Below are 21,152 nucleotides of genomic sequence, written 5' to 3'. Positions count from 1 at the left end.
GCGCGTGTGCGGCCTGTTGGGGGACGACGCCGTTACCCAACGCCTTGAGCTGGGCGGGGCGGGACAGGCCCGGCACGCCCGTGATGTGGCCGAGGGGCAACCCCATCATCCATTCGACGAACGCCGGCGGTGGCGGGGTGCACCGCGGCCTCGTCCGGGTGCAGCCACAGAGGGCCGTTGCCGGTGTCGACGCGGACGGCGCCGGGCGGGGGCCAGGGGCCGTCGCCGGTCAGCAGCGCGCGCTCCGGTCCGGTCAGGGTGCGGTAGTGCTCGAGTGCCGTTGTCGGGTGGGGTGTTGTGGGTGCGGGCGCCTTCGCCGGGTTCGTCGTCGTGGGCCTGAGTGGCGACCCGGCGTTCGGCGTCGTGGGCGTGGGCAGCAGCCCGGGGCTGAGCTCGGTGATGGCCGAGACGTACTCCTCGTACGGTCGCCAGCCGGGCACGGCGCGGTGGCGCCCGGCGGTGCGCACGAGCAACGTCGGTAGCGCGTACCGGTGTTGGCCGTCAGGGGTCTCCTTGGCGGCGCCGGGATGAGGCGAATCGCAGCCGTGCACCGACAGCACCTCGTCGACGGGGCGGCGCGCCTCGGCATGGTCGGCGCGTACCTTCGCCAGGACGTCGGGCGACGCCGCGTCGGTCGCGAGCCGGTCGGCATCGAGGCCGGGTACGCCCGACACGGCGGCCAGCGCCGACTCGGGAGTGTCCGCGGGTTCCCCGAGCACGAACACGCTCTCCCGCAGCCGCCGTAGCACCCGATCGGCGACCTGTGGACCCTGCGCCTCGGCGGCCTTGGCGACCAGCGAGGCCGGCCAGGAACTCGCGGCGACGCGGCTCAGGCGGAGTGCTCGCGGTGCGTGGGTGTGGGCGCTGATGTCCTCGACGTAGCGCGCGTACCAGGCGGTCTCCGCGGCCAGGTCGGGTGCGGGTTCGTCGTCGTGGTCGAAGAGGATGCAGTAGACGCGGCGCCAGTGGACCCGGGTATTGCCGGTCAGCGCCGCGCGGAGGCGGCGGAACACGGGCTCGGAACCCCAGGCCCAGGGACACAGGGGGTCGGTGTACTCGACGATCTCCAGGAGCGGTCGGCCCGCGTCGACGCCGATGGTCATGCGGCTCCCCGGCGGGTGAGGTGTTCGCCCGGAGCGCGTTCGGCCGAGGGGCGCTCACCCGGGGCGTGCTCGTCCTCGGTCGCGGGCAGCAGCGTGGCCAGGGTCGTGCCGCCCAGGACGGCGGCGGCTTCGGCCTCGATCCGGCGCCACACCCCGGGCAGGCCGGAGGCGGGGCCGGGGTAGTCGAGTCCGGCCAGCGGTTCGCCGCGGAGGGTGATCAACTCGCCGTCCACGGCGCGCGCGACGTCCAGGAGCGTGATCTCGTCGGCGGGCCGGCCGAGCCAGTACCCGCCCTCGCAGCCGCGCTGGCTGCGCACCAGACCGGCTCTGCGCAACTCGCCCACCACGGACTTCAGGAACCGGAACGGGATCTGCTGCGAGGAGGCGATCGCCTCACACGTGAGCGGACGGGCAGGTTCGCAGGCGAGCTCCAACAGGGCCCGCGTGGCGTAGTCCGCCTTCGCGGAAATATGCATGCGCACATGATGCCCGACGCGCGCCCCGTCACGAGGACTTCCCAGGGTTCCCCTCACGCCTTCCACTCATCCGCCCCCTCGTACATTGCGGGAACATTGCCGCAGGTGAAGCACAATGGACACCTCTTGACATCCTTTTCGGGGCGGCTCTAGCGTCGCCAACCATGAGCGAGCCGTTGACAACCCCCGGCGAAGGTTTCCACCCCCATCTCCACGACGCCGCAGGGCAGTCGGCGGCCCCCCTTCGCACCCGCCTGCACCACGTCCGCGCCGACGCCCTCGACGGCGACACCGCACAGAGCGGTGGCATGCGCAGGTTCGCCGCGGTGAGCGGCAGGACGGTCGGCTCCGAGAAGCTGTGGATGGGCCAGACCCACGTGGCCCCCTCGACCGCGTCCTCCGACCATCACCACGGCGAATCCGAGACCGCCATCTACGTGGTGAGCGGGCACCCGGAGTTCGTCTTCCTCGACGACGCGGGCCCACAGCCGGAGGAGATCCGTCTGCGCACGTCCCCGGGGGACTACATCTTCGTCCCGCCGTTCGTGCCGCACCGCGAGGAGAATCCGGACCCGGCGGAGGAGGCCGTGGTGGTGATCGCGCGCAGCACGCAGGAGGCGATCGTGGTGAACCTTCCGGGGCTGTATGTGCTGGGAGCGGGGGAGTCCTGAGGTGTCGGCTCGTGTGTGGAGTTGGGGTCGACGGACGTTCCAACTCCCGGGAGGCATGGGCCTTTCCATCGGTGGGACCAGTCCAACTCGCCTCCACATCCCCCGCCCGATCGGCCAACGCGGGAAGGCTCGCGCGCAGGGTCGACCATGGCCCGACTAGGTTGACCGCATGACCTCTCTCGGGCATCCACAGCTCTCCGGGCTCGCGCGCAACCCGGCCGCTCCCGAAGACGTCCTGGTGCGGCTGGCCGCTCACCCGGCCGGTCGGCACGGGCTGTCGATGCGCCGCGGGCAGCTGGCGGACGCCGTGGTCGAGGCCCTGTTGACGCACGGCGGCGGTGGCGCCGCGACGATGCTTCGAAGGGACCGGATCTCCTCCGGGATGCGCCGCAGGATCGCCGAACATCCGGATCCGGCGATCCGCGACGCGCGCGCGGACTCCGTCCGGCACAGTGTGGACCGCGAGGTGGAGGTCGGCATCGCGGACCTGGAGAAGGTCTACGGCCGGCCCCGAACGGCGCTTGCCGGCGCACGTGATCCGAAGCTCCGCACCGCGGTCGCGCAGGCCTGGCACGACCGGCCGATGACGGTCCAGGCCGCACTGCTCGCCGACCCGGATCCGCGGGTCCGGGCAGCCGCCACCGTGCGGCCACAACCGGGCGTCCCACCGGAATGGACGGACCGATGTGTCGCCGACCCGGCCGTGCGAGCCAACGTGGCGTTCTACGTCCCGCTCACGGCCGACCAGTTCGCCGAGCTGATGCGGACCGAGGACGAGGAGATCCGTGAGGCCGTAGCCGGAAACCCGCACCTGTCCGCCGACATGGTCGCCCAGCTCTTGGACATCGACGACCCGAACGTGCGCGTGGCGGTCGCGCAGAGCCGCCACGTGAACGCCGAAACGAGGGATCGGCTGTACGCGCTCGTGGAAGCTGAACGAGAGGCCGGAAGCACCGCGGCCCGAACGGCACTGAACTGGTGCTTCACCGAACCGAGTTGGCTGCGCGAGGAGCCCCTCGACGAGCGGCTGACCTATCTGGACTGCCGCCAGCCGGTGTTCCGACGCGTACTGGCGTCCTGCCGGGACCTGCCCGAGGAGGCGTGGCGCCGGTTGGACGACGACCCGGACATCAAGGTCCGCCGCACGGCGGCACGCCGCCCGGACACACCGCCGGAAGTCCTGGAACGTCTCGTACGCGCCCACGGCGACGAATTCCACATCCGGCTACAGCTCGTCGAACACCCCAACTTCCCGCGCCACTTGCTCCGCACGTTCGTCACCGAACTGGACCCCCGCGTCCGCTACGTCGCCCTACAGGACCCCGAACTACCGGTGACGGCCCTCCTCCAACTGGCGGCCGCGCCGGAGCCGTTCCTCCGCAGAGGAGTCGCCCGCCACCCCCGAGCCACAGCTGCCCTGCTGAACCAACTCCTTGCGGACCCAACCCCTGACGTCGCCGACGATGCCGCCGCGAACTCCGTACTGCCGCGCAGTCGGATGTGCCGGATTCTGAGCGAGGCCGACGTGTGACGCGGGGGTTGCGGGGGTGCGGTGGCTAGGGCCAAGGACCCGCGGTCCTTCGGCAGTGAGCAACTGCGGCCTGGGGGTGGTGCAGTGTGTCCGGCACTCTCCCTTGACGTCACGCACAAGGAAGGCGTCCGCCATGTCCGACCCGCACAGCCAGATCCCCTACTGGAACGCCGCCGCGGCGACGAAGACGTTCACGCACCCACTCCACCCGCCCTGGCTGCGCGGGATCGACAGGCAGGCCGCGATTCTCGACTACGGATGCGGCTACGGCCGCACCATGGCGGAACTCGAACAGCATGGTTTCGCCAACCTGACGGGCGCCGACACGTCACCGGAGATGATCAGACGGGCCCAACACCTGCACCCCGCACGGCACTTCACCATTCTTGATAACCCGCCGACCTGGCCCACCCCGCACGCCGAGTTCGACGCCATACTGCTCTTCGCCGTGCTGACCTGCGTCCCCGGCGACGAGACCCAACGCCGTCTGATCGCCGAACTGAACCGCATCCTCATGCCCGGAGGATTCCTCTACATCAGCGACCTCCTCCTGCAGCACGACGAACGCAACCGCGACCGTTACAACAACTACGGGACTCTCTACGGCAGTTATGGCGTCTTCGAGACCGGCGACGGCGCCGTCTGCCGCCACCACTCCCGCGAATGGCTCACCGCTCTGCTCGCGGAGTTCGAAATCGTCAGCACGCGGACCATCACGGTGCCCACGATGAACGGCCATGACTCGACGGGGATCCAGTTCCTCGCCCGAAAGCCCGCCGGGAGATGAGGTCTGCTCCTGGGCCAGGCATGATTTCCTCCGTGCACGGGGACAGGAACGACCACAGGCAGGGCCGGTACACACTGACGGAGACGAAGCGCGGCCGGGTCTGGGGCGTGTGCGACGCGGTGGACGGGCTCTTTGGAGAGTCCGTGCGTGGGACCTACGAACTGTTCGGCTGGGTCCCGGAAGCAGTCGCCGTCCAGGGCTGGGTCGGTAGCAGGGTGTGGCTGGTACCGGACGACGGGACACTCGAGCCCTGGTTGTTGGAGGACGCGGAGAGCGCGGGCCGGTCTCGGGGGACGGGCAGTCTCGTACTCACCGGCCTGGACGACTACGAGGGCCCGCCCGAGGGGTACCGGGGTCCCGTCCGCGTACACGACGAACACCAATGGCTGGGCTCCTGCCAGGAGTTCGTACGCATCCTGCCGCCGGACCGGGTGGTTCCACCGCTCGTGCTGCGGGGGCTCGCTCAAAGCGACCACCTGCGGGCCGCGCTGCTGAAGGGCACCCGGCGGTCACTGAATCTGGAGGAAGCAGTCCTGGAAATACGGGACGGTCGGGGCGAGTTGCTCACCGAACGCCCGCTGTCGACCAGTGTCAGCGCCTGGCGTCCGTCCTCCTCCGGGCCGGACCTGATCGACCTCGAACTCGACGGGGAGTTGCTCGAGCCCGTTCCCGAACACGCCAGGACGGTGTGGGACCGCTGGCTCACCGGGCCGCCGGACGGCCCGGGCGCCTGGGCCGCCCTCGACACTCGTCGCCGTGGGACCTGGCTCGACCTCGTCCAGGAGCGGGGATGCCGGCGCCCTCGCCATGACCGGCCCGCGGGCCACGCCTACGAACTCGACGGCCGGTACATCACCGACGTCCCGGGCCTCTACCTGGCACTCGGCGAGGCGGTGAACGGCCCGGGCGGCTACTTCGGTGGGGGTCGGGCCGCGCTGGACGACTGTCTGCGCGGCGCCTTCGGCCACACCGCCCCGGCAACGCTGCTCTGGCGGAACGCCGCGACCGCGCACGAGCACCTGTCCCACGTCCTGTCACCGGACGGGCGGCCCTACGACCTGATGGCCGAGACTCTCGACGCGCTTGCTGAGGGCGGGATGCGCGTCGCCGTGGAGTGAGCGGGTGAGCGGTTCATGGGGTGTTCCTGTGCTCGGTCTCGGCTTGTCCCACGAGGATGGTCACTCGTACTTCCTCGGCGAACGGTTCGCCGGTGGGGAGTGCTTGCAGGATGTGTTCGGCGAGGATGTCGGGCTCGTCCGGTGCGGGCAGCCGTTCGGCGGGAATCGCGGAGCAGACTCCGCCGTACAGCTGGTCGAAGGTGAGCTCGTCGCGGTATTCGACGGCCATTTCGCGCACGCCGTCGTATCCCGCGGACCGAAGTGCCTCCGCATACCTCAGCCGGTCATTGCTGCTGGTGCCGCAGGTCGCCGTCAGCGGGGTGCCCATCCATTCCTCGAGGTAGGCACGCAGAGCCCGGGACCACGGGGTGCCCTGCAACCACAACGGCGTCCCGTTGGAGATCACCGCGATGCCTCCGCCGGTACGCAGGAGCGGTGCGGCGGCGTGGAAGAGTTCCTCGTGGCGCATCCAGTGGAGCGCCTGTCCGACGACCATCAGCGCCAGCGACTGTTCTCCCAACAGCTCGCCCAGCGCCGGGAGTTCGGTGTCGGCGCCCAGCATCCAGGTGGCGTTGCGGATCTCCTGGGTCTGCGCGGCGTGGCGGGCCAGTTGCAGCATGTCGGGTTCCGGGTCGACTCCCACCACTGAGCGGACGCGGGGTGCGAGGGGCAGGGTGAGCTGGCCGGTGCCACACCCCATGTCGAGCACGGTGTCGGCCTGTGAGAGCTGGAAGGTTTCCTGCAGGGTGTCGAAGACCTGGGCAGGGTATCCACGTCGGTACTTCGCGTAGTACTGGGCCACTTCGCCGCTGAATCCCGCTGTCATGGTTCCACTGTGCCGGGCGCCCGCCGTGCGGGACACAGGGCGCACAGGGCGATCGCTGTCCGCGGAATGAGAGAAGGACGGCGCCCGGTCCGGTGCGGTTGGCTCACTCCTTGCCGGCGCGGGCGAGGGCGTCCTCGGCCTGTGTGGCAAGGGTGTTGACGAGGTCGGCTGCGGTGGGCAGGTCGTTGATGAGGCCGACGGCTTCGCCGGCCCACACCGGCAGAGAAGGCAAGTCGCCCTGTGACAGGGCGACTTGGTAGGCCTCTCTGACGTCGTGGGGGTCGGTGGTGAGTTCGGTCTCGCGGCCGCGCCACTCGTCGAGGAAGGGATGGCCGAGAGTGCGGGCGGTGTACTTCCTCGGCCAGGGGGAGTTCCGGGCGATGTCGAGGATGCTGTTGCGCTCGGTGTCCTCGCCGCGCGCCTGAACGATGGCTGTGCTGACCGAGGGGTCGACCAGGGCTTCGGCCGTGGCCTGGAAGCGGGTGCCGATGAGTGCTCCGGCGGCTCCGAGGGCGAGCGCGGCGGCCAGGCCACGGCCGTCGGCGATGCCGCCGGCGGCGAGCACCGGCACGGGAGCCGCGAGATCCACGACGACCGGCACGAACGGCAGGGTGGAGCGACCGTGCCGGGCGCCGTGCCCGCCGCTCTCGGATCCCTGGGCCACGATGACGTCGGCACCCAGGTCCACCGCTCGCCGGGCTTCCTCCAGGTCGGTCACCTGAATGATCAGCGCCGCACCTGCCCGGCGTATCCGTTCGGCGAACGGGCTCGGGTCCCCGAAGGACAGCATCACGGCGATGGGGTTGTGCTCCAGTGCGTGCTCAACCGCGTCGATATCGATCTGCCAGGTGAGAAACCCGATTCCCCAGGGTTCTGTGGTCTGTTCGGCGACGATCGCCACTTCGCGGGCCAGCCAGTCGCGGTCGCCGTTTCCACTGCCCAGCAGCCCCAGTCCGCCTCCGCGGGAGACTGCCGCGGTCAGTGCGCCGCCGGCTGATCCGCCCATCGGGGCCAGTGCGATGGGGTGTTGCACACCGAACAGCTTCGTGAACGCCGTCGACAACGCCATAACCACCATCATGACCCTTGTCGGCGTACGAGCTGAAGGGCGGCGGATATGAGTCGCTTCGCCGCGAGACACGGCGCAGGCTGGTCGCCCCTGGACCGGGCGAGCAACGGTCCCCATCCGAGACAGCCACCCTCCTCACCGCGGCGAGCGCGACCGCCGTCCCACCACCCCCACGCCCCGGACCTCCACGCGGCGCACTGTGCGGGCACCGTGAATGCCGGATACTCGTGAACGGCGGGGCACATGTGCGCTGTGCCGACAGGAGGTGCGCGAACGTATGGACGTACCTTGGCGCGGTCTGCCCGGGCGGATCCCCACCTGGCTGCGCGACCACGATCCGGGACTCGTGGCCACTCGCCGGGCCGCGCGCACCGCGCTGGTGATGCCCGCGCTGTTCGCCCTGTGCAGCCAGGTGCTGCATTCCTCGACGATGGCGACCTACGCGGCGTTCGGTTCGTTCTCGATGCTTCTGCTCGTGGAGTTCACCGGACCCATGGTGCAGCGCCTGCGGGCGCACGTGGGTCTGGCCGTGGCCTGGGCGGTACTCATCTGCCTCGGCACGCTGGTGGCCCGGACGACCTGGCTCGCGGTGACCGTCATGGTCGTGGTGGGCTTCCTGCTGCTCTTCTCGGGTGTGGTCAGCTCCGTCCTCGCAGGCGCGACGACCGCGCTGCTGCTGGCCTTCATCCTCCCGGTGACCTCGCCCGCCCCGCTGTCACAGTTGCCCGACCGGCTCGCCGGAGCGGGCCTCGCGGCGGCTGCCGCCATGCTCGCGATCTCGCTGCTGTGGCCCCGCCCCGCCGCGGACCCGCTCAGCGCGCCCGCCGCCCGGGTCTGCCGCGCGGCCGCGGCGCAACTGCGTACCGACGCCTCGTGGTTGGCCGGCGGGCCGGACGCTGCCACCACCCGGCAGTGCGAGGTCACCGCCGGTCAGGCCGCCGCCGCGGCGGCGGAGCTGCGCACCGCCTTCGACGCCACGCTCTACCGGCCCACAGGTCTGTCCGCCGGTTCCCGCGCTCTGGTCCGGCTGGTCGACGAACTGACCTGGCTGAGCGCCATCGTGGCCGAGAGCGGCCCGCCGCTGGAGGACCGGGGAGCCTGCGACGCCGACGCGCACGCCGTACGGCGTGCGGCGGCCGCGACCCTGGACGAGGCGGCCGACATGCTCGACGCGCCGCGCAACGCGCCCGACGCCCTCCGCACCGCCCTCGTGAACCTGCGTACGGCCATGGACGGCATGGAACTCCGCGCCACCCACCGGCTGCCCGTGCACCGGCCGAAACCCGGCACGGAGTCCGAAGTCCGCGCCTTCATCGAAACCCTCGATCTGTCGTTCCGCGCCCAGGAGTTGGGGTACGCCACCCTCCAGATCGCCGGCAACGTGGACCTGGCCGCGGCAGCCGAGCGCCGCAGCTGGCCCGAGCGGTTGCTGGGCACGGAACCCGGCGCACTGACACAGCCGCTGGCCTCCGCCGTCGAGCGCGCCGCCGCCCACCTGGAGCCGCGCTCGGTGTGGCTGCACAACAGTCTCCGGGGTGCGCTCGGCCTCGGCATCGCGGTGGCCCTGGCGAACGTGACAAGTGCCCAGCACTCGTTCTGGATCCTGCTGGGAACCCTGTCGGTGCTGCGTTCCAACGCGCTCAACACCGGGCAGAACGCGCTCCGGGCCCTGGGCGGCACGCTCGCCGGTTCGCTCATCGGGACCGGACTGCTCCAGCTCATCGGGCACCACAGCACCGTGCTCTGGTTCCTGCTCCCCGTCGCCGTGCTCGTCGCCGGCATCGCGCCCGCCGCCATCTCGTTCGCGGCGGGCCAGGCGGCCTTCACCGTCACCCTGGTCATCCTGTTCAACATCGGCCAGGACCCCGACTGGCACATCGTGCTGCTGCGGATCGAGGACATCGCCCTCGGTTGCGGGGTGAGCGTCCTGGTGGGCCTGTTCTTCTGGCCGCGCGGCGCCGCGGCCGCCGTGGACCGGGCGCTGTCGGCGGCGTACACCGAGAGCGCCCGCTACCTCGCCGACGCCGTGGAGTACGCGGCCAGTCGCTGCACCATCGGCTGCATCCCGACCGATGCCCCACTGGAGGCGGGCCGGCAGGCGGCCGCCGCGGCCCGCCGGCTCGACGACGCCTTCCGCAGCTACCTCGCCGAACGCGGCGCCAAGCCGGTGCGGCTGTCCGACATGACCACCCTGGTCACCGGGATCGTAGGGCTGCGCCTCGCCTCGGACGCGGTACTGGAACTGTGGCAGCGCAACGGCGGTGAGGAACCGATGGAACCCGACCGTTCCGAGGCCCGGCTCACCCTGCTCGACACCGTCGGCCGGCTCGCCGACTGGTACCGCGAACTGGCTGTAGGCCTCGGCCGGCACACCGTCGTGCCCACTCCGCTCGCACGCGACCCCGGGGCGGAGGCACGCCTGGTCCACTCCCTGCGCCGTGACCTGCGCGGCGACGACGGACACGCCACGGCGACAGCCGTCCGCATCATCTGGACCGCCGACCACCTCAACGCGGCCCGCCGCCTCCAGCCCGGCCTGGCGGCCGCGGCGAAGCCGAGCGAACCGGCCGTTCACCCCGGGTAGGGAACGGCGTCCCGGGCCGAACGGAGTGCCACCGCCCACCAGGCCAACTGGTCGAGCACTGTGCGGGCGTGGACAGGGGACTGGGGATCGAGCGGACGACCGTCCTGCCACGCCGTGAAGTAGTTCGGGAAGGAGAGGCCGTCGCGAATCGTCACCGCGTGGAGTTCGGTCAGCACGTTCTCCAGGTGCAGCACCGCGTGTCGGCCACCCGCGGCACCGCCGTAGCTGACGAAGGCGACGGGCTTGGCCGCCCACTGGGTGAAGTGCCAGTCGATGGCCGCCTTCAAAGACGCGGGATAGCTGTGGTTGTACTCCGGCGTGACCACGATGAAGGCGTCGGAGCGCGTCAGCGCAGACGTCAGTGCCGCCATCCCGGCCGGGCGGGGGTAGTCGTCGCCGGCGTACTTCGGCGAAGCCGCGGGCAGCACCAACGGGATGTCGACGGCGGCCAGATCGACGACCTCCACCTCGAAAAGACCGTGCAGGCCGACCTGTTCCTCGACCCACGAGGCCACAACGGGGCCGAACCGTCCTTCACGAGTGCTTCCGACGATGATCACCAGCTGAGGTCTGTTCTCCATGCCCACCACGATCGGACGGCACCGGGCTCCCAGCCAGACCGTGCTCAGGCTGGCCCCCGCAGGGCCACGCTGAGCACTCCGCGGCCGCCGGGCGGCGCCGTATGCTCACGGCATGGGTTCGCCGTTGGGGGATTTCATCCGGACCACGCGAGACAGGATCCAGCCGCGATCGCTGGGACTGCCCGATCACGGCCGCCGCCGTTCACCGGGTCTACGGCGCTCGGATCTCGCCGCGCGGGCCGGCATCAGCGTGGAGTACCTGACCCGCATCGAACAGGGCCGTGACCGCAATCCGTCGGTGGCGGTGGTGAACGCGCTCGCCGACGCGCTCAGCCTCGACTCGTCGGAACGCGACCATCTGCGCTACCTCACGAAGATCACCGGCGGCGAGTGCTCCGCCGGCACTCGGCCCGTGCCGCCGCGCCGGGAGGTCCGCCCGTCCATCCTGGAGACGCTCCGCCTGCTGGAACCGGGGATCGCCATGGTCACCAACCGGCTGGGCGACGTCCTCGCCCACACCAGCGGCTACGAGTCGGTGACGCGCGGAACCGGACTGCTCGACGGCGATACACCGAATCTGACGCGCTTCGTCTTCACCGACCCCCGCGCACGGACGTTCTTCACCGACTGGGACGACATCGCGGACGAGCAGGCCTTCGACCTGTGGCGCGGACCGTCCGTGGAGAACTCCGAGTGGTTCACCACGGAACTCGTCCGCGTCGCCGGCCCCGACTTCACACGCCGCCTGAACCGGCACGTGGTTCCCCGACGTGCGGCGCTCCGCCTCAGCCACCCCTCCGGGTGTGAACTCCGACTGCTCCGCGAGACCCTCGAACTCCCTTTGGACGCACAGCAGTTGATCGTCCTCCTGTCTGCGGACGACAGCACGGCGCAGGCCCTCGACCAACTCCGCCGCGGGTCCCACGGGCGGCTTCGGGTCATCTCCTGACACACCTCGGAACTCCGCAACCACCAGGTGACAGGGCTGAGTCGGCGGGGCGGGGGTAGTCGAGACAGTGATGAACGCGGTGCGATGAACGATTGACAGGGTGCGATGAACGCGGTGCTTTGAGGAGAGGAGCGTCATGTCGGGCGTAATGGAGCGCATCAAGCGGTTCGCCAGGAGTCCTCAGGGGCGACGCACAGTGGAACAAGTACGCCGAGCCGCTGCCGACCCGCGCCGCCAGGCCCAGGCCCGGCGGTTGTTGGGCAAACTTCGCGGGCGCCGTTGAGCATGTCCGTTCCGTGCTCGCGTAGTTCTCGCGTAGTTCACGCCCGCAGTTTGAGCGGGGTGGGACCGGGATCCGCGCCGAAGGGGCAACGGGATGAGCCTGAGGCGGCCCGCAGCAGCCGACCGTCACTCAGGAGGAAGGGCTCTCCTGGTGTTCAGGTGGTGCGCTGCGCTGAAGCCGGTGGAGATGCCGCAAGAACATGGCAGATCATCAGGTCCGTCAGTTCTTGCGGCATCGGGAACGAATCACTCACTCACGGTAGGCTCAGCTGAAGACGAAGGGCCCAGGCGACTGAGCGGCGTTCGACGTGCAGGTGACGGAGATGCCGAAGATGACCATCTTCAGCGAGCCCTTGTAGAAGTCCAGGCTGTCGCCGACGGCCACGGTGCCGGGAAGCGGACCGACGGTCACCGCGCCGCCTGCGGGTATGGCCGGGTTGACGGTGCCGCTGAACACCCGGTTGGCGCCGGTGGAGTTGGTCATGGTGAGCGTGGAGCTGATGGAGTTCGCCGACAGGGCGAGCGGCGTGGTGATGGCGCTTGAGCTGAGGGTGATGGTGGCCGAAGTACTGCTGACCTGGGTCGCGGTCAACGTGGCCGTACCGCCGCCGAAGATGCCGCAGGCGGCGGTGATGGTGGCGGAGCCCGGGGTGACGGCGGCGGACGCGGTGGGTGCGAAGGCCAGCGTCGTGGCGGCGATGACGCCGGCCGTGAGTGCCGCACCCGTGGTCAATCTCTTCATGGGGATCGTGTTCCCTTCCCGTTGGTGGGAGTGCCATGTGTGGGATGGCGACCCCGGGCCGAGTGGGTGCGGGCACACTGCGGGGGATCGGATCTGACGGTCCGTCGGAACTTACGATCCCCATTGATACGCGAGCAACACGGAACGACACAGTTGAAATCTGGCCGACTGTGTACGCGAGGCTGCGGATCGGATGGGCGACGTGGGTTGCCCGGTGTGCCAAAGGCAGGTCTGCGGGACTGGTGTGCACGGCGGGGACTGGGTGTGTACGGCGGGACGGTTGCGTGGCCTGTACGGAATCGTGCGTCTCTGCCCTGAACTAGCCGTCCTGTCAGTGTAGTTGGGGTTCCAGGACGTTGTCGGTGCGCGAGAACGGAAGCCCGGAACCGGCCCGCGTGATGCCGCCGCGGGCCTGCGTCACGCACCTGGACCTGTCCCGTGACGGTCGCACCGCTGCGCAGGTTGGCCCGCCACTGCTGGCTGCCGACCGGCTCGGCCCGTACCAGGTCGTCGTGGAGCAGCCGACGGCCATGCACACCTCGGTCACGCTGAGGTCGCCGCGCCGCAGCAGAGCCTTCGCCCACTCGATCCGCCGGGTCATGAGACAGCTGTACGGCGTCTCCCCGTACGCGGCGCGGAAGCTGCGCTGGAAGTGGTCCGGGGACATCAGTGCGGGCCCCGGTCCGGCACCCGGTTCGTCAACGAGGCGCCGACTTTTGCCAGTTCCCTTGCCGAGTAGCCCGCGAATCCCACCGGAAGTACATACCGGAAGTACATACCGGAAGTACATGTAGCTCCAGCAGAGGGAGGTTGACGCCGTCCCCGAACCCGCCCTGTCAGCGGACCGATCCCTCGCCGCCGCCTTCGCCGGACATCGCCCGCGCCGTGATCTGGATGGCACGCGCGGTGCCCTGTCGGGGAAGGGCGGATGGCACCCGCTCCAGGACACCGCCCGCGAAGACGTCGTACAGGGGCAGAGACTCCAGGTGGACATAGCCGATGTGGCAGTCGCAGACGGCCAGCGGACACGCGCGCGGCCGCAACGCCGCCCGGTAGGAACCGTCGTACAGGTTCCCCAGCTCGTCCCGGACGAAGTGACAGCGGCGGACCGTGCCGGCGCCGTCGACCGAGATCACGGACTCGCCGGTACGGCACGGAAGTCCGGCACTGCGGTGCGGGTGCCGGCTGTACGGGAAGAGAGGGTCGAGCGCGGTCCAGTCGCCGGCCTCGGCGTCGTCGTAGGTGTGTCCCTCGGCGGCGTTGATCCAGAGGTAGACGTGCGGGGGCAGGTCGTCGCGGAGTCGGCGGGCCGCCGTCAGATGGGCGGGCAGGCCGACCACGCCGACACTGAAGCGCACCCCGCGGTCGGCCAGTTCACGGCACTTGGCGAGGAAACGGTCGTAGGGGGTCTGGCCCGGGTGGTAGGTGCACCACAGGGCGAGCGTGTCGAGGTCGGCCTCGGCGAGCCAGCCCGTCCGGCAGCTCAGGTTGGTCTGGATGGCGACCCGGCGCACGTGCGGCAGCCGGGACAGCTCGGTCAGGGTGCGCCGGTACCAGGAGCGGACCAACCCCTCGCCCCACGGCGTGAACAGGAGCGACAGGTCGTCCTCGCTGTCCGTCGCCCACCGCGCGAAGCGCTCCAACGCCTCCCGGTCCGCGCGGAGTTGGGCGGTCGAGTCGCGTCGCTTGGCGAACGGGCAGTAGGGGCAGTCGTAGTCGCAGGACGCGAGCGGCCCCCGGTACAGGACGGTGAGATCCATGACGGTCCGTCACTTCCGTTCGTAGGTGGCCATGGCGGACCGCACCTCGGGGGAGAACAACTCCGGCCCCACGGCGTCGGAATGGGCCAGTCCTTCCGGGGTCAGCACGAGCAGGTCACCCGTCGAGTCGGCCAGCCAGCCGCGCCCGGCCAGTCGGCCCAGCTCCGCGCCGAAGTCGTCGTCGGGCGAACTCCCGAAGCGGGCACGGTAGTCGGCGACGGACAGCCCTTCGGCCTGGAGGAGGGACTGAAGGAGATGACGGCGACGCGCCTCGTGTCCGTCCATGTCGTAGCCGACCTCCGCGTGCGCGAAGTCGGGCGTCGTGACGTAGTCGTCGATGATGTCGCGGATCTCGTGCATGCCGACCGCGTAGTCGAAGGAGTAGTGCAGCGTCGACGTGTACGAGCGGGCCCCGCAGCCGAGCCCGATCATGCCGTCCGTCTGGCAGGCGTAGTCGTCGGCGCCCTGGGCCGGGGCGTCGGCCCGGCGGAACATCCGCATCGACCGCTGGACATAGCCCCGTGCGAGGAGGTGGTCACGCCCCGCCCGGTACAGCCGCAGCCGCAGCGCGTCCCACTCCGGGTCGGTTCCGGCGTCCCGCTGGTGCCGGCCGAGGCCGGTCAACGGGCGGACGTAGAGCGGGTACAGGTACAGCTCCTCGGGCCGCCAGGCCAGGGCCGCGTCCAGCGAGGCGAGCCAGCTCCGCTCGGTCTGGCCGTCGATGCCGTAGATGAGGTCGATGTTGAGCACCGGGATGGTGGTTTCCCGGATCCGGCCGAGCGCGGCCTCCACATCGGCACGGCGCTGCGGGCGTACGGCGGCCCTGGCCTCGGAGTCGACGAAGCTCTGGATGCCCAGGCTGAGGCGGGTCGCGCCGCGGTCGGCGAGGACGGTGAGCCGGTCGGCGGTGGCCGTGGCGGGCGAGGCCTCCACGGAGAGCGGGACCGCGCGCAGGTCGGCGCCCATGCGCCGCTCGGCGATGTCGCACAGGCGCTCCAGCTCGGACGCGGTGAGGAAGGTCGGGGTGCCGCCGCCGAACGCCGCGGTGGCGAACCGCACCGGCTCCGCGTCGCCGAGTGCCGCCCGGACGGCGTCCGCCTGCCGTTCCAGGGCGTCCAGATAGGCGCCGGTCAGGTCGTCCGGGGCACCGATGCGGGTGAAGAGGTTGCAGAAGCCGCACCGGACCTCGCAGAACGGTATGTGCACATACAGCGAGAGGGCGCTTCGGTCCTGCGCCGCCCACAACTCCCGCAGCGCGGGCCGGTCTTTGAGGGGACGGTACGCCGTCTTGTGCGGATAGGCGTACACGTAGTGCTGGTAGGGGCTGGTCTGCTGGGCGGTGGTCATCGGACGGCCTCGGCGGGGTCGAGGAGGAAGTGGGCGTACGGCACGGTCCACACGGACTCGTGGCCCAGACGGTGGCCGGTGTAGCCGTCGTCGCCGTAGGCGGTGCCGTGGTCGGAACACACGATGACGAAGCAGGGGCGCCGGGAACTCGCCGCGGCGAACAGCCGCCCGATGTGCCGGTCGACGTACTCCAGCGCGGCGGCGTGCGTCTCCCGGGTGTCTCCCGCCTCGCGGGTCGCGCCCGGCAAGTGGAACCAGTTGGGCTGGTGCAGTGCCGACACGTTCAAGAACAGGAACAGGCGCTGTTCGGCGGGCAGTTGGCCCACCACCTGTTCCACGCGGTCGATCTGGTTCTCGAAGGAGTGCGGCGAGGTCACGCCGAACTCCTCCTCCCAGTGCGCTTCCTGGAACAGGCCGGGCAGTACGGAGCCCAGCGGACCGCGCCGGTTGAAGAAGCCCACGCCCCCGACGCAGACGGTGCGGTAGCCGGCCGCCGCCAGTCCGGACACCAGGTCGGGGGTGTCGTAGACGAAGGTGCCCTCGGCGGTCGTCTCGCTGCCGGCGAAGCTCGCCGCGAACAGCCGTGGATGCGGGCCGGGTTCGGCCGGAGTGGGCAGGAACCCGGCGAAGATCGCCTGGTGCGAGGCGTACGTGAAACTGCCCGGGGCGTGCCTCTTCTCCCAGCGTCCGCCGGGGAGTTGGCGGGCGAGATGCGGGATGCGCCCCTCGGCCGCCAACTCGGCGGCCACGTCGTGCCGCAGCGTGTCGAGGGTGACCAACAGGATGTCGTGGTCGCCGACGATCGCGTTCATGTCGGGCTCAGGCATGGGCTGTTCCTGTTCTGTACGGGTGTCGCGGGCCGCTGCCGGCCGGTGCGCGCAGGACGGCCGCCACCTGCGCGCCGTAGGTGTCCAGACCCTCCGCGCCACTGCCGGGCAGTCCGGTGAGCCGGGGCAGCAGGTCGCCGAAGGCGTTGACCTCGCCGACGAAGCTGCGACGCCAGTCCACGGCCGGCAGCAGGTCGACCCCGACGCACAGCGTGTGCGGGAAGCAGGACGCGGCGCGTTCGCACACGTCCAGGACGTCGGACCACCGGGCGCCCGCGGCGGTGACGGCCCGTCGGACGCCGTCGAGGGCCCCGCGGCTGCCTCCGAGATGCAGGTTGGTCAGCGGCCAGCGACTGGTGCGCACCACCGCGTGGGTGGCGCGGCCGGCCACGACGACCACCCGGAGATCCGCGGCACGGCCCGCCTGGGAGGCCTTCGGCACCCAGCGTTCGAGATGCAGGCCGTCCGGGGCCAGCGCGTCCACGATGCGGGCGACGTCCCGCTCGTCGTGGTAGCGCCGCACGCGGAGGGAGTTGTGGAGGGCGCCGTCGGGACCGGTCTCGACGGATGTGGTGACCCTGATCCGGCCGCCGCCGGCCGTCTCGACGGCGAGGACACCCGACGCCGACGACCCGTGGGCGGGTTTGACGAACAGCCGGGGCATCCTGTGCTCGCGCATCAACGCCCGTACGTCGTCCCAGCCGTGCACGCGCGCGCCGTGCGGACCCGACGTGGGGGAGTCCGGGACGGGCACACCGGCCGCGTCCAGTACGGCGTGACACGCCCGTTTGTCGAACAGCACCGCCAGCTCGTCCGGGTCGGCGAGGGGGATGCCGCCGCGCAGCGTGCGCAGCGCGGCGGTGAACCCTGTGTACCAGCGCGCTGAACCCTCCACCCGGGTGGGGTCCGAGACACCCCGAAGCAACTGATCGACCTCGGGGTTCTCGCCGGGGGAGTCGACCCGGACGAACTCGTCGGCGCCGAAGTCCGCCCCTCGCATGCGCAGGACGTCCACCCAGGCGACGACGCGGGGTGTGGGCAGCCCGGCCGCGCGCACGGCGTCCGCGAAGAGGGACACCCTGCGGTTCTCGGGGTTGCCGACCACCGCGAACCGGGGGCCGGTACGGGCGGGCGACGCGGTGACGATCGGCCCGGCCGCCGCGGACGCGGTCACTCTCCGACGGCGACGTAGCGCCAGACCGTGCCGTCGTCCTCCGTGTCCTCCTCGGCGTCGTCACGGTCCAGGTCGACGTCCACACCTGCCGGCACCAGCGTCTGCCGTATCCGCTCCGCGACGGTCTCGCTGAGGTAGTGGTGGTGCAGATCCAGCTTCTTGAGATGCGTCAGCGGCTGCCCGCTCAGGAGCGCAGCGGCGCCCTCGTCGGTCAGCACGCCCATCGACAGGTCCAGTGCCTCGAGGCGCTCCACCACCGGGGCGGCGGCGATCGCGGCGGCCACCGCGTCCTGCATCTCGCTGTTGCGCAGGGCCAGATGGCGCAGGCGCGGCAGTCGGGCACCGGACAGGATCGGCTCCAGATCGGCGGCCTCGCTGTCACCGCCGTAGTCCGGCGTGCCGAGCCACAGGTCGAGGTGCTCCAGGGCGGGCAGGTCACTGGCGCCGATGCCGCGCACCACCCCGACGGGCAGACCGCCCGTCTCCGCCACCAGCCGGCGCAGCGCGCCGTGCCGCAACGCGGTGAACTCCAGCCCGGTGCCGCCACGCACACCGAACTCCTCCAGCGCCGGGTACGCGTTGAGCACCGGTGCGACATCGGTCTGGTGGATCCAGGAGATCTCGCACTCCTCCATCACCAGGTCGCCGACGAACAGCGCGCGCAGTGCGGAGAAGGCGTCCCGGGCCTCCACCAGCGCCTCGAAGATCTCGGTGGGCGCGCTCTCATAGGGATCTCCCCAGCCGCCGATGATCACCGCCCGGACCCGGTTCGTGTCGACGGCGGCGCGGAAGCGGGCGAACATGTCGGCCCACGCCTCGTCGGCGTCGTACACGTCGGTGTTCAGGCGCCAGGCGACCGAGTCCGGCTCGGGCAGCCGGTCGGTCGGGGCGCCCGGCCCGGGAAAGGTGAACGAGGGCAGCCCGTGCAGCGCGTCGAGGTGCTCACCGATGGTCATGCGGCCGCTCCTGAGAAGGAAGTGTGCGTGGTGTGTGATGCGCATTTCTACCAACCGCCACTGACAGTGCCGTTCGGCGGGGGCGGGCCCGGGGCCGTTGTCAGTGGTGGCACCTAACGTCGTGGTCATGAAGCCGGTGCGCGGCGCACCCGGCGGTGAGGGGACAGCCATGTACCGACAGGGAGACGTGCTGATCGTGCCGGTCGCGCAGGACGCGGTGCCCGCTCACGCGGCACACGCCCCGAGGGAGCGGCGCGACGCACGCGGGCGGCTCGTGCTGGCGCTGGGAGAGGTGACGGGGCACGCCCACGCGGTCGTCGGGCCGGGGGAGTTGGTGCGCGAGCCGGGTCTCTACGGGCCGTTGCTGCTCCATCTGCCCCAGGGCGGGCGGGTGGTGCACGAGGAGCACGCGGCGATCGCGCTGCCCAAGGGGTGGTTCCGGGTCATCAGACAGCGGGAGTACGTGCCCGGGTCCGTACGGATCGTGGCCGACTGAGAGACCGGGACGCACCGGCATCACGACAGAACCGGGCGGGGCACGGAGGAAGAGCACGTGAGCGGGACGGACACAGGGGTGGACAGGATGACGGACCTGAAGTCGGGCGGCACACCGGACTTGGCGGCGGGGAGCGTGGTGACCGGGCCCTCCGGTGACCTCGCGGAGTGGCGGGCGTGGGCCTCGGCGACGGGCCCCGCGGACCGGGCGCGCGCCGAGGAGGGCGTCCGGCGGGCCTACCGGCTGGCGGGGCTCGCGGAACCGGAGCGCGTGGTGTGGGTGGATTCGCCCCGCGCGGCGGTCACTCTGCTCCGGGAGCAGGCTGACCGGGGCCCGAGCGTACGGGACGCGGTGCGCAGTACGCCGTGGGCGGCGGCGAGGCGGCGGCTGCATGCCGAGTTGGGGCCCGAGGGGTGGTCGGCGCACTGGGCGGCGACCGGCGGACGGCTGTGGCCGTCGACCCAGGCCCTGGTGGACCGGATCCGTATCGGCGTGCTCGAGGAACTGGCCGGAGGCGACACCGGGAAGGACGCCGCGGAGATCCGCTTGACACTCCTGGACGCCGTGCTCGGGCAGCACGACGCGCCGTGGCTCGCGGCGTTCCCCGCCGGCGACGGCCCGATCGACTCGCTGTCCGAGGTGTGCCGAAGCGCCGGCTGGTGGTGGCCGTTCGCGCGGGTCGCCGTGCTGTCGGAGCGCCCCTCGGCCCTCCACCGCGACGAGGCGGGACGACTCGACCACGGGGACGGCCCGGCGCTCGCCTACCCGGACGGCTTCGCCCTGCACGCCTGGCGTGGCATGCCGGTTCCGGCCGCCTTCCTGGCCGAACTGCCCACGCTGACCCCGGAACGCATCCGAGCCGAGGAGAACGCCGAGCTGCGCCGCGTGATGCTCGAGTACTACGGCTACGACCGGTACCTCACCGATTCGGGCGCCCGCCCCCTGCACCAGGACGAGACGGGCACGCTGTGGCGGATCGACCTGACCGACGACGAGCCCGTGGTCATGGTGGAAGTACTCAACTCGACACCGGAGCCGGATGGCACCCACCGCACGTACTGGCTACGGGTCCCCCCGTCGACCCGCACGGCCAGAGCGGGGGTGGCCTGGACCTTCGGGCTGGACGAGGCGGCGTACGCACCCGAGCGGCAGACCTGACAGTTCCCCGTACACCGCGGGACCGGAGTGGCCGTCCCGCTTCAGGATGCGGCCAGCGTGGCAGCTGGGCCCGGCTCAGCCGGGAGGGACAACGGTAGGCCTTTGGTTTCCACCGGTGGCAGACGACGCCGCCGGTCGACGCGCTCTGCCCCATGGCGGGGCGGGACTCGGTTTCTGTGCCAGTGCGGCAACTTGCCGACGCTGACACAGAGTTCAGCGGCGGCGGGACGTGTCCTGCCCCGCGGCCCACGAACGTGGGGGAAGACGAGGGGCGAGCATTGAACGATGGTGCAGCTGGTGGGAGCCGGACGCCCGGGTGGAGGAAGATCCCGTCTGTGCGGTGACGATGTCGGCCGCTGTCCATGCCTGGTGTGCCGCGCACGGAAATCTCGTATCCGCTCGATCCGGCAGGGCGGAGCGTCGGATCCGGTGTCCGACCGGATCGGCGCGACCCGGCTGTAGTCTTGATCCACTCTGCGATGCATGTCGTCGAGGCTCGGTCGATCACCGACGGGTGTGAGGAGACGGGGTGGCGAACAGGGACAACGAGGCCCCGGACACGCTGCGCGGCAGTCGCGTCGCGGACATCGGCAGCCGGGCGGGCGCAGACCAACACGTCAGCGCCGTCGGTTTCGCGGCTTGAGCCCGCGCTGCCGACCGCCTTGGTGGAGGACGAGGCCGGACACACCACGTACCTTGCATGGACACCGACCGG

General features: G+C 71.0%; 20 protein-coding genes. 8 read left to right on the top strand and 12 right to left on the bottom strand.

Annotated features, from left to right (window positions below; translation table 11 throughout):
• Positions 1 to 32: 32 nt before the first annotated feature.
• On the bottom strand, positions 33 to 1,103 hold the full coding sequence (locus ACNFOC_RS06320) for a DsbA family oxidoreductase (RefSeq protein WP_416957468.1): 1,071 nt from the start codon (positions 1,101 to 1,103) through the stop codon (positions 33 to 35).
• Positions 1,100 to 1,579 carry an RrF2 family transcriptional regulator gene (locus tag ACNFOC_RS06315; protein WP_416957466.1) on the bottom strand — a complete coding sequence of 160 codons (480 nt, stop codon included), beginning with the start codon at positions 1,577 to 1,579 and terminating at the stop codon, positions 1,100 to 1,102. Before ACNFOC_RS06315 ends, ACNFOC_RS06320 begins: the two co-directional genes overlap by 4 nt.
• Before the next feature lie 164 nt (positions 1,580 to 1,743).
• On the opposite strand from ACNFOC_RS06315, the gene ACNFOC_RS06310 reads away from it, so the two are divergent.
• The 4 genes from ACNFOC_RS06310 to ACNFOC_RS06295 all read left to right on the top strand — a co-directional run bounded on the left by ACNFOC_RS06310 (position 1,744) and on the right by ACNFOC_RS06295 (position 5,686).
• On the top strand, positions 1,744 to 2,250 hold the full coding sequence (locus ACNFOC_RS06310) for a cupin domain-containing protein (protein ID WP_416957464.1): 507 nt from the start codon (positions 1,744 to 1,746) through the stop codon (positions 2,248 to 2,250).
• Positions 2,251 to 2,419: 169 nt separating this feature from the next.
• Positions 2,420 to 3,781: a hypothetical protein gene (locus ACNFOC_RS06305; protein WP_416957462.1), complete on the top strand. Its 1,362-nt coding sequence runs from the start codon at positions 2,420 to 2,422 to the stop codon at positions 3,779 to 3,781.
• A 133-nt stretch (positions 3,782 to 3,914) separates the two neighbouring features.
• On the top strand, positions 3,915 to 4,568 hold the full coding sequence (locus ACNFOC_RS06300; RefSeq protein ID WP_416957460.1) for a class I SAM-dependent methyltransferase: 654 nt from the start codon (positions 3,915 to 3,917) through the stop codon (positions 4,566 to 4,568).
• A 20-nt stretch (positions 4,569 to 4,588) separates the two neighbouring features.
• Entirely contained in the window at positions 4,589 to 5,686 is a 1,098-nt protein-coding gene (locus ACNFOC_RS06295; protein WP_416957458.1) for a barstar family protein, read from the top strand.
• A gap of 13 nt (positions 5,687 to 5,699) precedes the next feature.
• Here ACNFOC_RS06295 and ACNFOC_RS06290 read toward each other — a convergent pair whose 3' ends face one another.
• The gene (locus ACNFOC_RS06290) at positions 5,700 to 6,512 is read right to left on the bottom strand and encodes a class I SAM-dependent methyltransferase (protein WP_416957457.1); all 813 of its coding nucleotides are present in this window, start codon (positions 6,510 to 6,512) and stop codon (positions 5,700 to 5,702) included.
• A gap of 103 nt (positions 6,513 to 6,615) precedes the next feature.
• The gene (locus ACNFOC_RS06285) at positions 6,616 to 7,581 is read right to left on the bottom strand and encodes an NAD(P)H-dependent flavin oxidoreductase (protein ID WP_416957455.1); all 966 of its coding nucleotides are present in this window, start codon (positions 7,579 to 7,581) and stop codon (positions 6,616 to 6,618) included.
• A 277-nt stretch (positions 7,582 to 7,858) separates the two neighbouring features.
• On the opposite strand from ACNFOC_RS06285, the gene ACNFOC_RS06280 reads away from it, so the two are divergent.
• Positions 7,859 to 10,165 (top strand): FUSC family protein, encoded by a 2,307-nt coding sequence (locus ACNFOC_RS06280; RefSeq protein WP_416957453.1) that lies wholly within the window; start codon positions 7,859 to 7,861, stop codon positions 10,163 to 10,165.
• Here the strand turns inward: ACNFOC_RS06280 and ACNFOC_RS06275 are convergent.
• Positions 10,153 to 10,746, bottom strand: coding sequence for an NADPH-dependent FMN reductase (locus tag ACNFOC_RS06275; protein ID WP_416957451.1), 594 nt, complete (start codon positions 10,744 to 10,746; stop codon positions 10,153 to 10,155). The genes ACNFOC_RS06280 and ACNFOC_RS06275 overlap by 13 nt on opposite strands.
• A gap of 112 nt (positions 10,747 to 10,858) precedes the next feature.
• Here ACNFOC_RS06275 and ACNFOC_RS06270 point away from each other — a divergent pair, with 112 nt between their 5' ends.
• Positions 10,859 to 11,695 (top strand): helix-turn-helix domain-containing protein, encoded by an 837-nt coding sequence (locus ACNFOC_RS06270; RefSeq protein ID WP_416957449.1) that lies wholly within the window; start codon positions 10,859 to 10,861, stop codon positions 11,693 to 11,695.
• Between the two features lie 547 nt (positions 11,696 to 12,242).
• Here ACNFOC_RS06270 and ACNFOC_RS06265 read toward each other — a convergent pair.
• The 7 genes from ACNFOC_RS06265 to ACNFOC_RS06235 all read right to left on the bottom strand — a co-directional run bounded on the left by ACNFOC_RS06265 (position 12,243) and on the right by ACNFOC_RS06235 (position 18,783).
• Positions 12,243 to 12,719: a hypothetical protein gene (locus tag ACNFOC_RS06265; RefSeq protein ID WP_416957447.1), complete on the bottom strand. Its 477-nt coding sequence runs from the start codon at positions 12,717 to 12,719 to the stop codon at positions 12,243 to 12,245.
• Positions 12,720 to 13,050: 331 nt separating this feature from the next.
• Positions 13,051 to 13,386: a helix-turn-helix domain-containing protein gene (locus ACNFOC_RS06260; RefSeq protein WP_416957445.1), complete on the bottom strand. Its 336-nt coding sequence runs from the start codon at positions 13,384 to 13,386 to the stop codon at positions 13,051 to 13,053.
• A 169-nt stretch (positions 13,387 to 13,555) separates the two neighbouring features.
• Positions 13,556 to 14,479, bottom strand: a complete 924-nt coding sequence (locus ACNFOC_RS06255) for an STM4011 family radical SAM protein (RefSeq protein ID WP_416957443.1) — start codon at positions 14,477 to 14,479, stop codon at positions 13,556 to 13,558.
• A gap of 9 nt (positions 14,480 to 14,488) precedes the next feature.
• The gene (locus tag ACNFOC_RS06250) at positions 14,489 to 15,826 is read right to left on the bottom strand and encodes an STM4012 family radical SAM protein (protein WP_416957441.1); all 1,338 of its coding nucleotides are present in this window, start codon (positions 15,824 to 15,826) and stop codon (positions 14,489 to 14,491) included.
• On the bottom strand, positions 15,823 to 16,638 hold the full coding sequence (locus ACNFOC_RS06245; RefSeq protein WP_416957471.1) for an STM4013/SEN3800 family hydrolase: 816 nt from the start codon (positions 16,636 to 16,638) through the stop codon (positions 15,823 to 15,825). Before ACNFOC_RS06245 ends, ACNFOC_RS06250 begins: the two co-directional genes overlap by 4 nt.
• 7 nt (positions 16,639 to 16,645) lie before the next feature.
• Positions 16,646 to 17,827 carry an STM4014 family protein gene (locus ACNFOC_RS06240; RefSeq protein ID WP_416957439.1) on the bottom strand — a complete coding sequence of 394 codons (1,182 nt, stop codon included), beginning with the start codon at positions 17,825 to 17,827 and terminating at the stop codon, positions 16,646 to 16,648.
• Positions 17,824 to 18,783: an STM4015 family protein gene (locus ACNFOC_RS06235; RefSeq protein ID WP_416957437.1), complete on the bottom strand. Its 960-nt coding sequence runs from the start codon at positions 18,781 to 18,783 to the stop codon at positions 17,824 to 17,826. The genes ACNFOC_RS06240 and ACNFOC_RS06235 overlap by 4 nt, the downstream gene beginning before the upstream one ends.
• Positions 18,784 to 18,952: 169 nt before the next feature.
• On the opposite strand from ACNFOC_RS06235, the gene ACNFOC_RS06230 reads away from it, so the two are divergent.
• Positions 18,953 to 19,279 (top strand): DUF8820 family protein, encoded by a 327-nt coding sequence (locus tag ACNFOC_RS06230; RefSeq protein WP_416957470.1) that lies wholly within the window; start codon positions 18,953 to 18,955, stop codon positions 19,277 to 19,279.
• 87 nt (positions 19,280 to 19,366) lie between these two features.
• The gene (locus ACNFOC_RS06225) at positions 19,367 to 20,437 is read left to right on the top strand and encodes a DUF6745 domain-containing protein (protein ID WP_416957435.1); all 1,071 of its coding nucleotides are present in this window, start codon (positions 19,367 to 19,369) and stop codon (positions 20,435 to 20,437) included.
• The last annotated feature ends 715 nt before the right edge of the window (positions 20,438 to 21,152 follow it).

Source organism: Streptomyces colwelliae (assembly GCF_048158785.1).
GTDB lineage: Bacteria > Actinomycetota > Actinomycetes > Streptomycetales > Streptomycetaceae > Streptomyces.
Note: the sequence above shows the minus strand (reverse complement) of the source record. Positions and strands in the feature narration are given on the sequence as shown.

What these genes read in the sequence shown, in the direction of transcription:
- ACNFOC_RS06320 (WP_416957468.1), bottom strand. Translation starts at nt 1,103, where the DNA reads ATGACCATCGGCGTCGACGCGGGCCGACCGCTCCTGGAGATCGTCGAG.
- ACNFOC_RS06315 (WP_416957466.1), bottom strand. Translation starts at nt 1,579, where the DNA reads ATGCATATTTCCGCGAAGGCGGACTACGCCACGCGGGCCCTGTTGGAG.
- ACNFOC_RS06310 (WP_416957464.1), top strand. Translation starts at nt 1,744, where the DNA reads ATGAGCGAGCCGTTGACAACCCCCGGCGAAGGTTTCCACCCCCATCTC.
- ACNFOC_RS06305 (WP_416957462.1), top strand. Translation starts at nt 2,420, where the DNA reads ATGACCTCTCTCGGGCATCCACAGCTCTCCGGGCTCGCGCGCAACCCG.
- ACNFOC_RS06300 (WP_416957460.1), top strand. Translation starts at nt 3,915, where the DNA reads ATGTCCGACCCGCACAGCCAGATCCCCTACTGGAACGCCGCCGCGGCG.
- ACNFOC_RS06295 (WP_416957458.1), top strand. Translation starts at nt 4,589, where the DNA reads ATGATTTCCTCCGTGCACGGGGACAGGAACGACCACAGGCAGGGCCGG.
- ACNFOC_RS06290 (WP_416957457.1), bottom strand. Translation starts at nt 6,512, where the DNA reads ATGACAGCGGGATTCAGCGGCGAAGTGGCCCAGTACTACGCGAAGTAC.
- ACNFOC_RS06285 (WP_416957455.1), bottom strand. Translation starts at nt 7,581, where the DNA reads ATGGCGTTGTCGACGGCGTTCACGAAGCTGTTCGGTGTGCAACACCCC.
- ACNFOC_RS06280 (WP_416957453.1), top strand. Translation starts at nt 7,859, where the DNA reads ATGGACGTACCTTGGCGCGGTCTGCCCGGGCGGATCCCCACCTGGCTG.
- ACNFOC_RS06275 (WP_416957451.1), bottom strand. Translation starts at nt 10,746, where the DNA reads ATGGAGAACAGACCTCAGCTGGTGATCATCGTCGGAAGCACTCGTGAA.
- ACNFOC_RS06270 (WP_416957449.1), top strand. Translation starts at nt 10,859, where the DNA reads ATGGGTTCGCCGTTGGGGGATTTCATCCGGACCACGCGAGACAGGATC.
- ACNFOC_RS06265 (WP_416957447.1), bottom strand. Translation starts at nt 12,719, where the DNA reads ATGAAGAGATTGACCACGGGTGCGGCACTCACGGCCGGCGTCATCGCC.
- ACNFOC_RS06260 (WP_416957445.1), bottom strand. Translation starts at nt 13,386, where the DNA reads ATGTCCCCGGACCACTTCCAGCGCAGCTTCCGCGCCGCGTACGGGGAG.
- ACNFOC_RS06255 (WP_416957443.1), bottom strand. Translation starts at nt 14,479, where the DNA reads ATGGATCTCACCGTCCTGTACCGGGGGCCGCTCGCGTCCTGCGACTAC.
- ACNFOC_RS06250 (WP_416957441.1), bottom strand. Translation starts at nt 15,826, where the DNA reads ATGACCACCGCCCAGCAGACCAGCCCCTACCAGCACTACGTGTACGCC.
- ACNFOC_RS06245 (WP_416957471.1), bottom strand. Translation starts at nt 16,638, where the DNA reads ATGAACGCGATCGTCGGCGACCACGACATCCTGTTGGTCACCCTCGAC.
- ACNFOC_RS06235 (WP_416957437.1), bottom strand. Translation starts at nt 18,783, where the DNA reads ATGACCATCGGTGAGCACCTCGACGCGCTGCACGGGCTGCCCTCGTTC.
- ACNFOC_RS06230 (WP_416957470.1), top strand. Translation starts at nt 18,953, where the DNA reads ATGTACCGACAGGGAGACGTGCTGATCGTGCCGGTCGCGCAGGACGCG.
- ACNFOC_RS06225 (WP_416957435.1), top strand. Translation starts at nt 19,367, where the DNA reads ATGACGGACCTGAAGTCGGGCGGCACACCGGACTTGGCGGCGGGGAGC.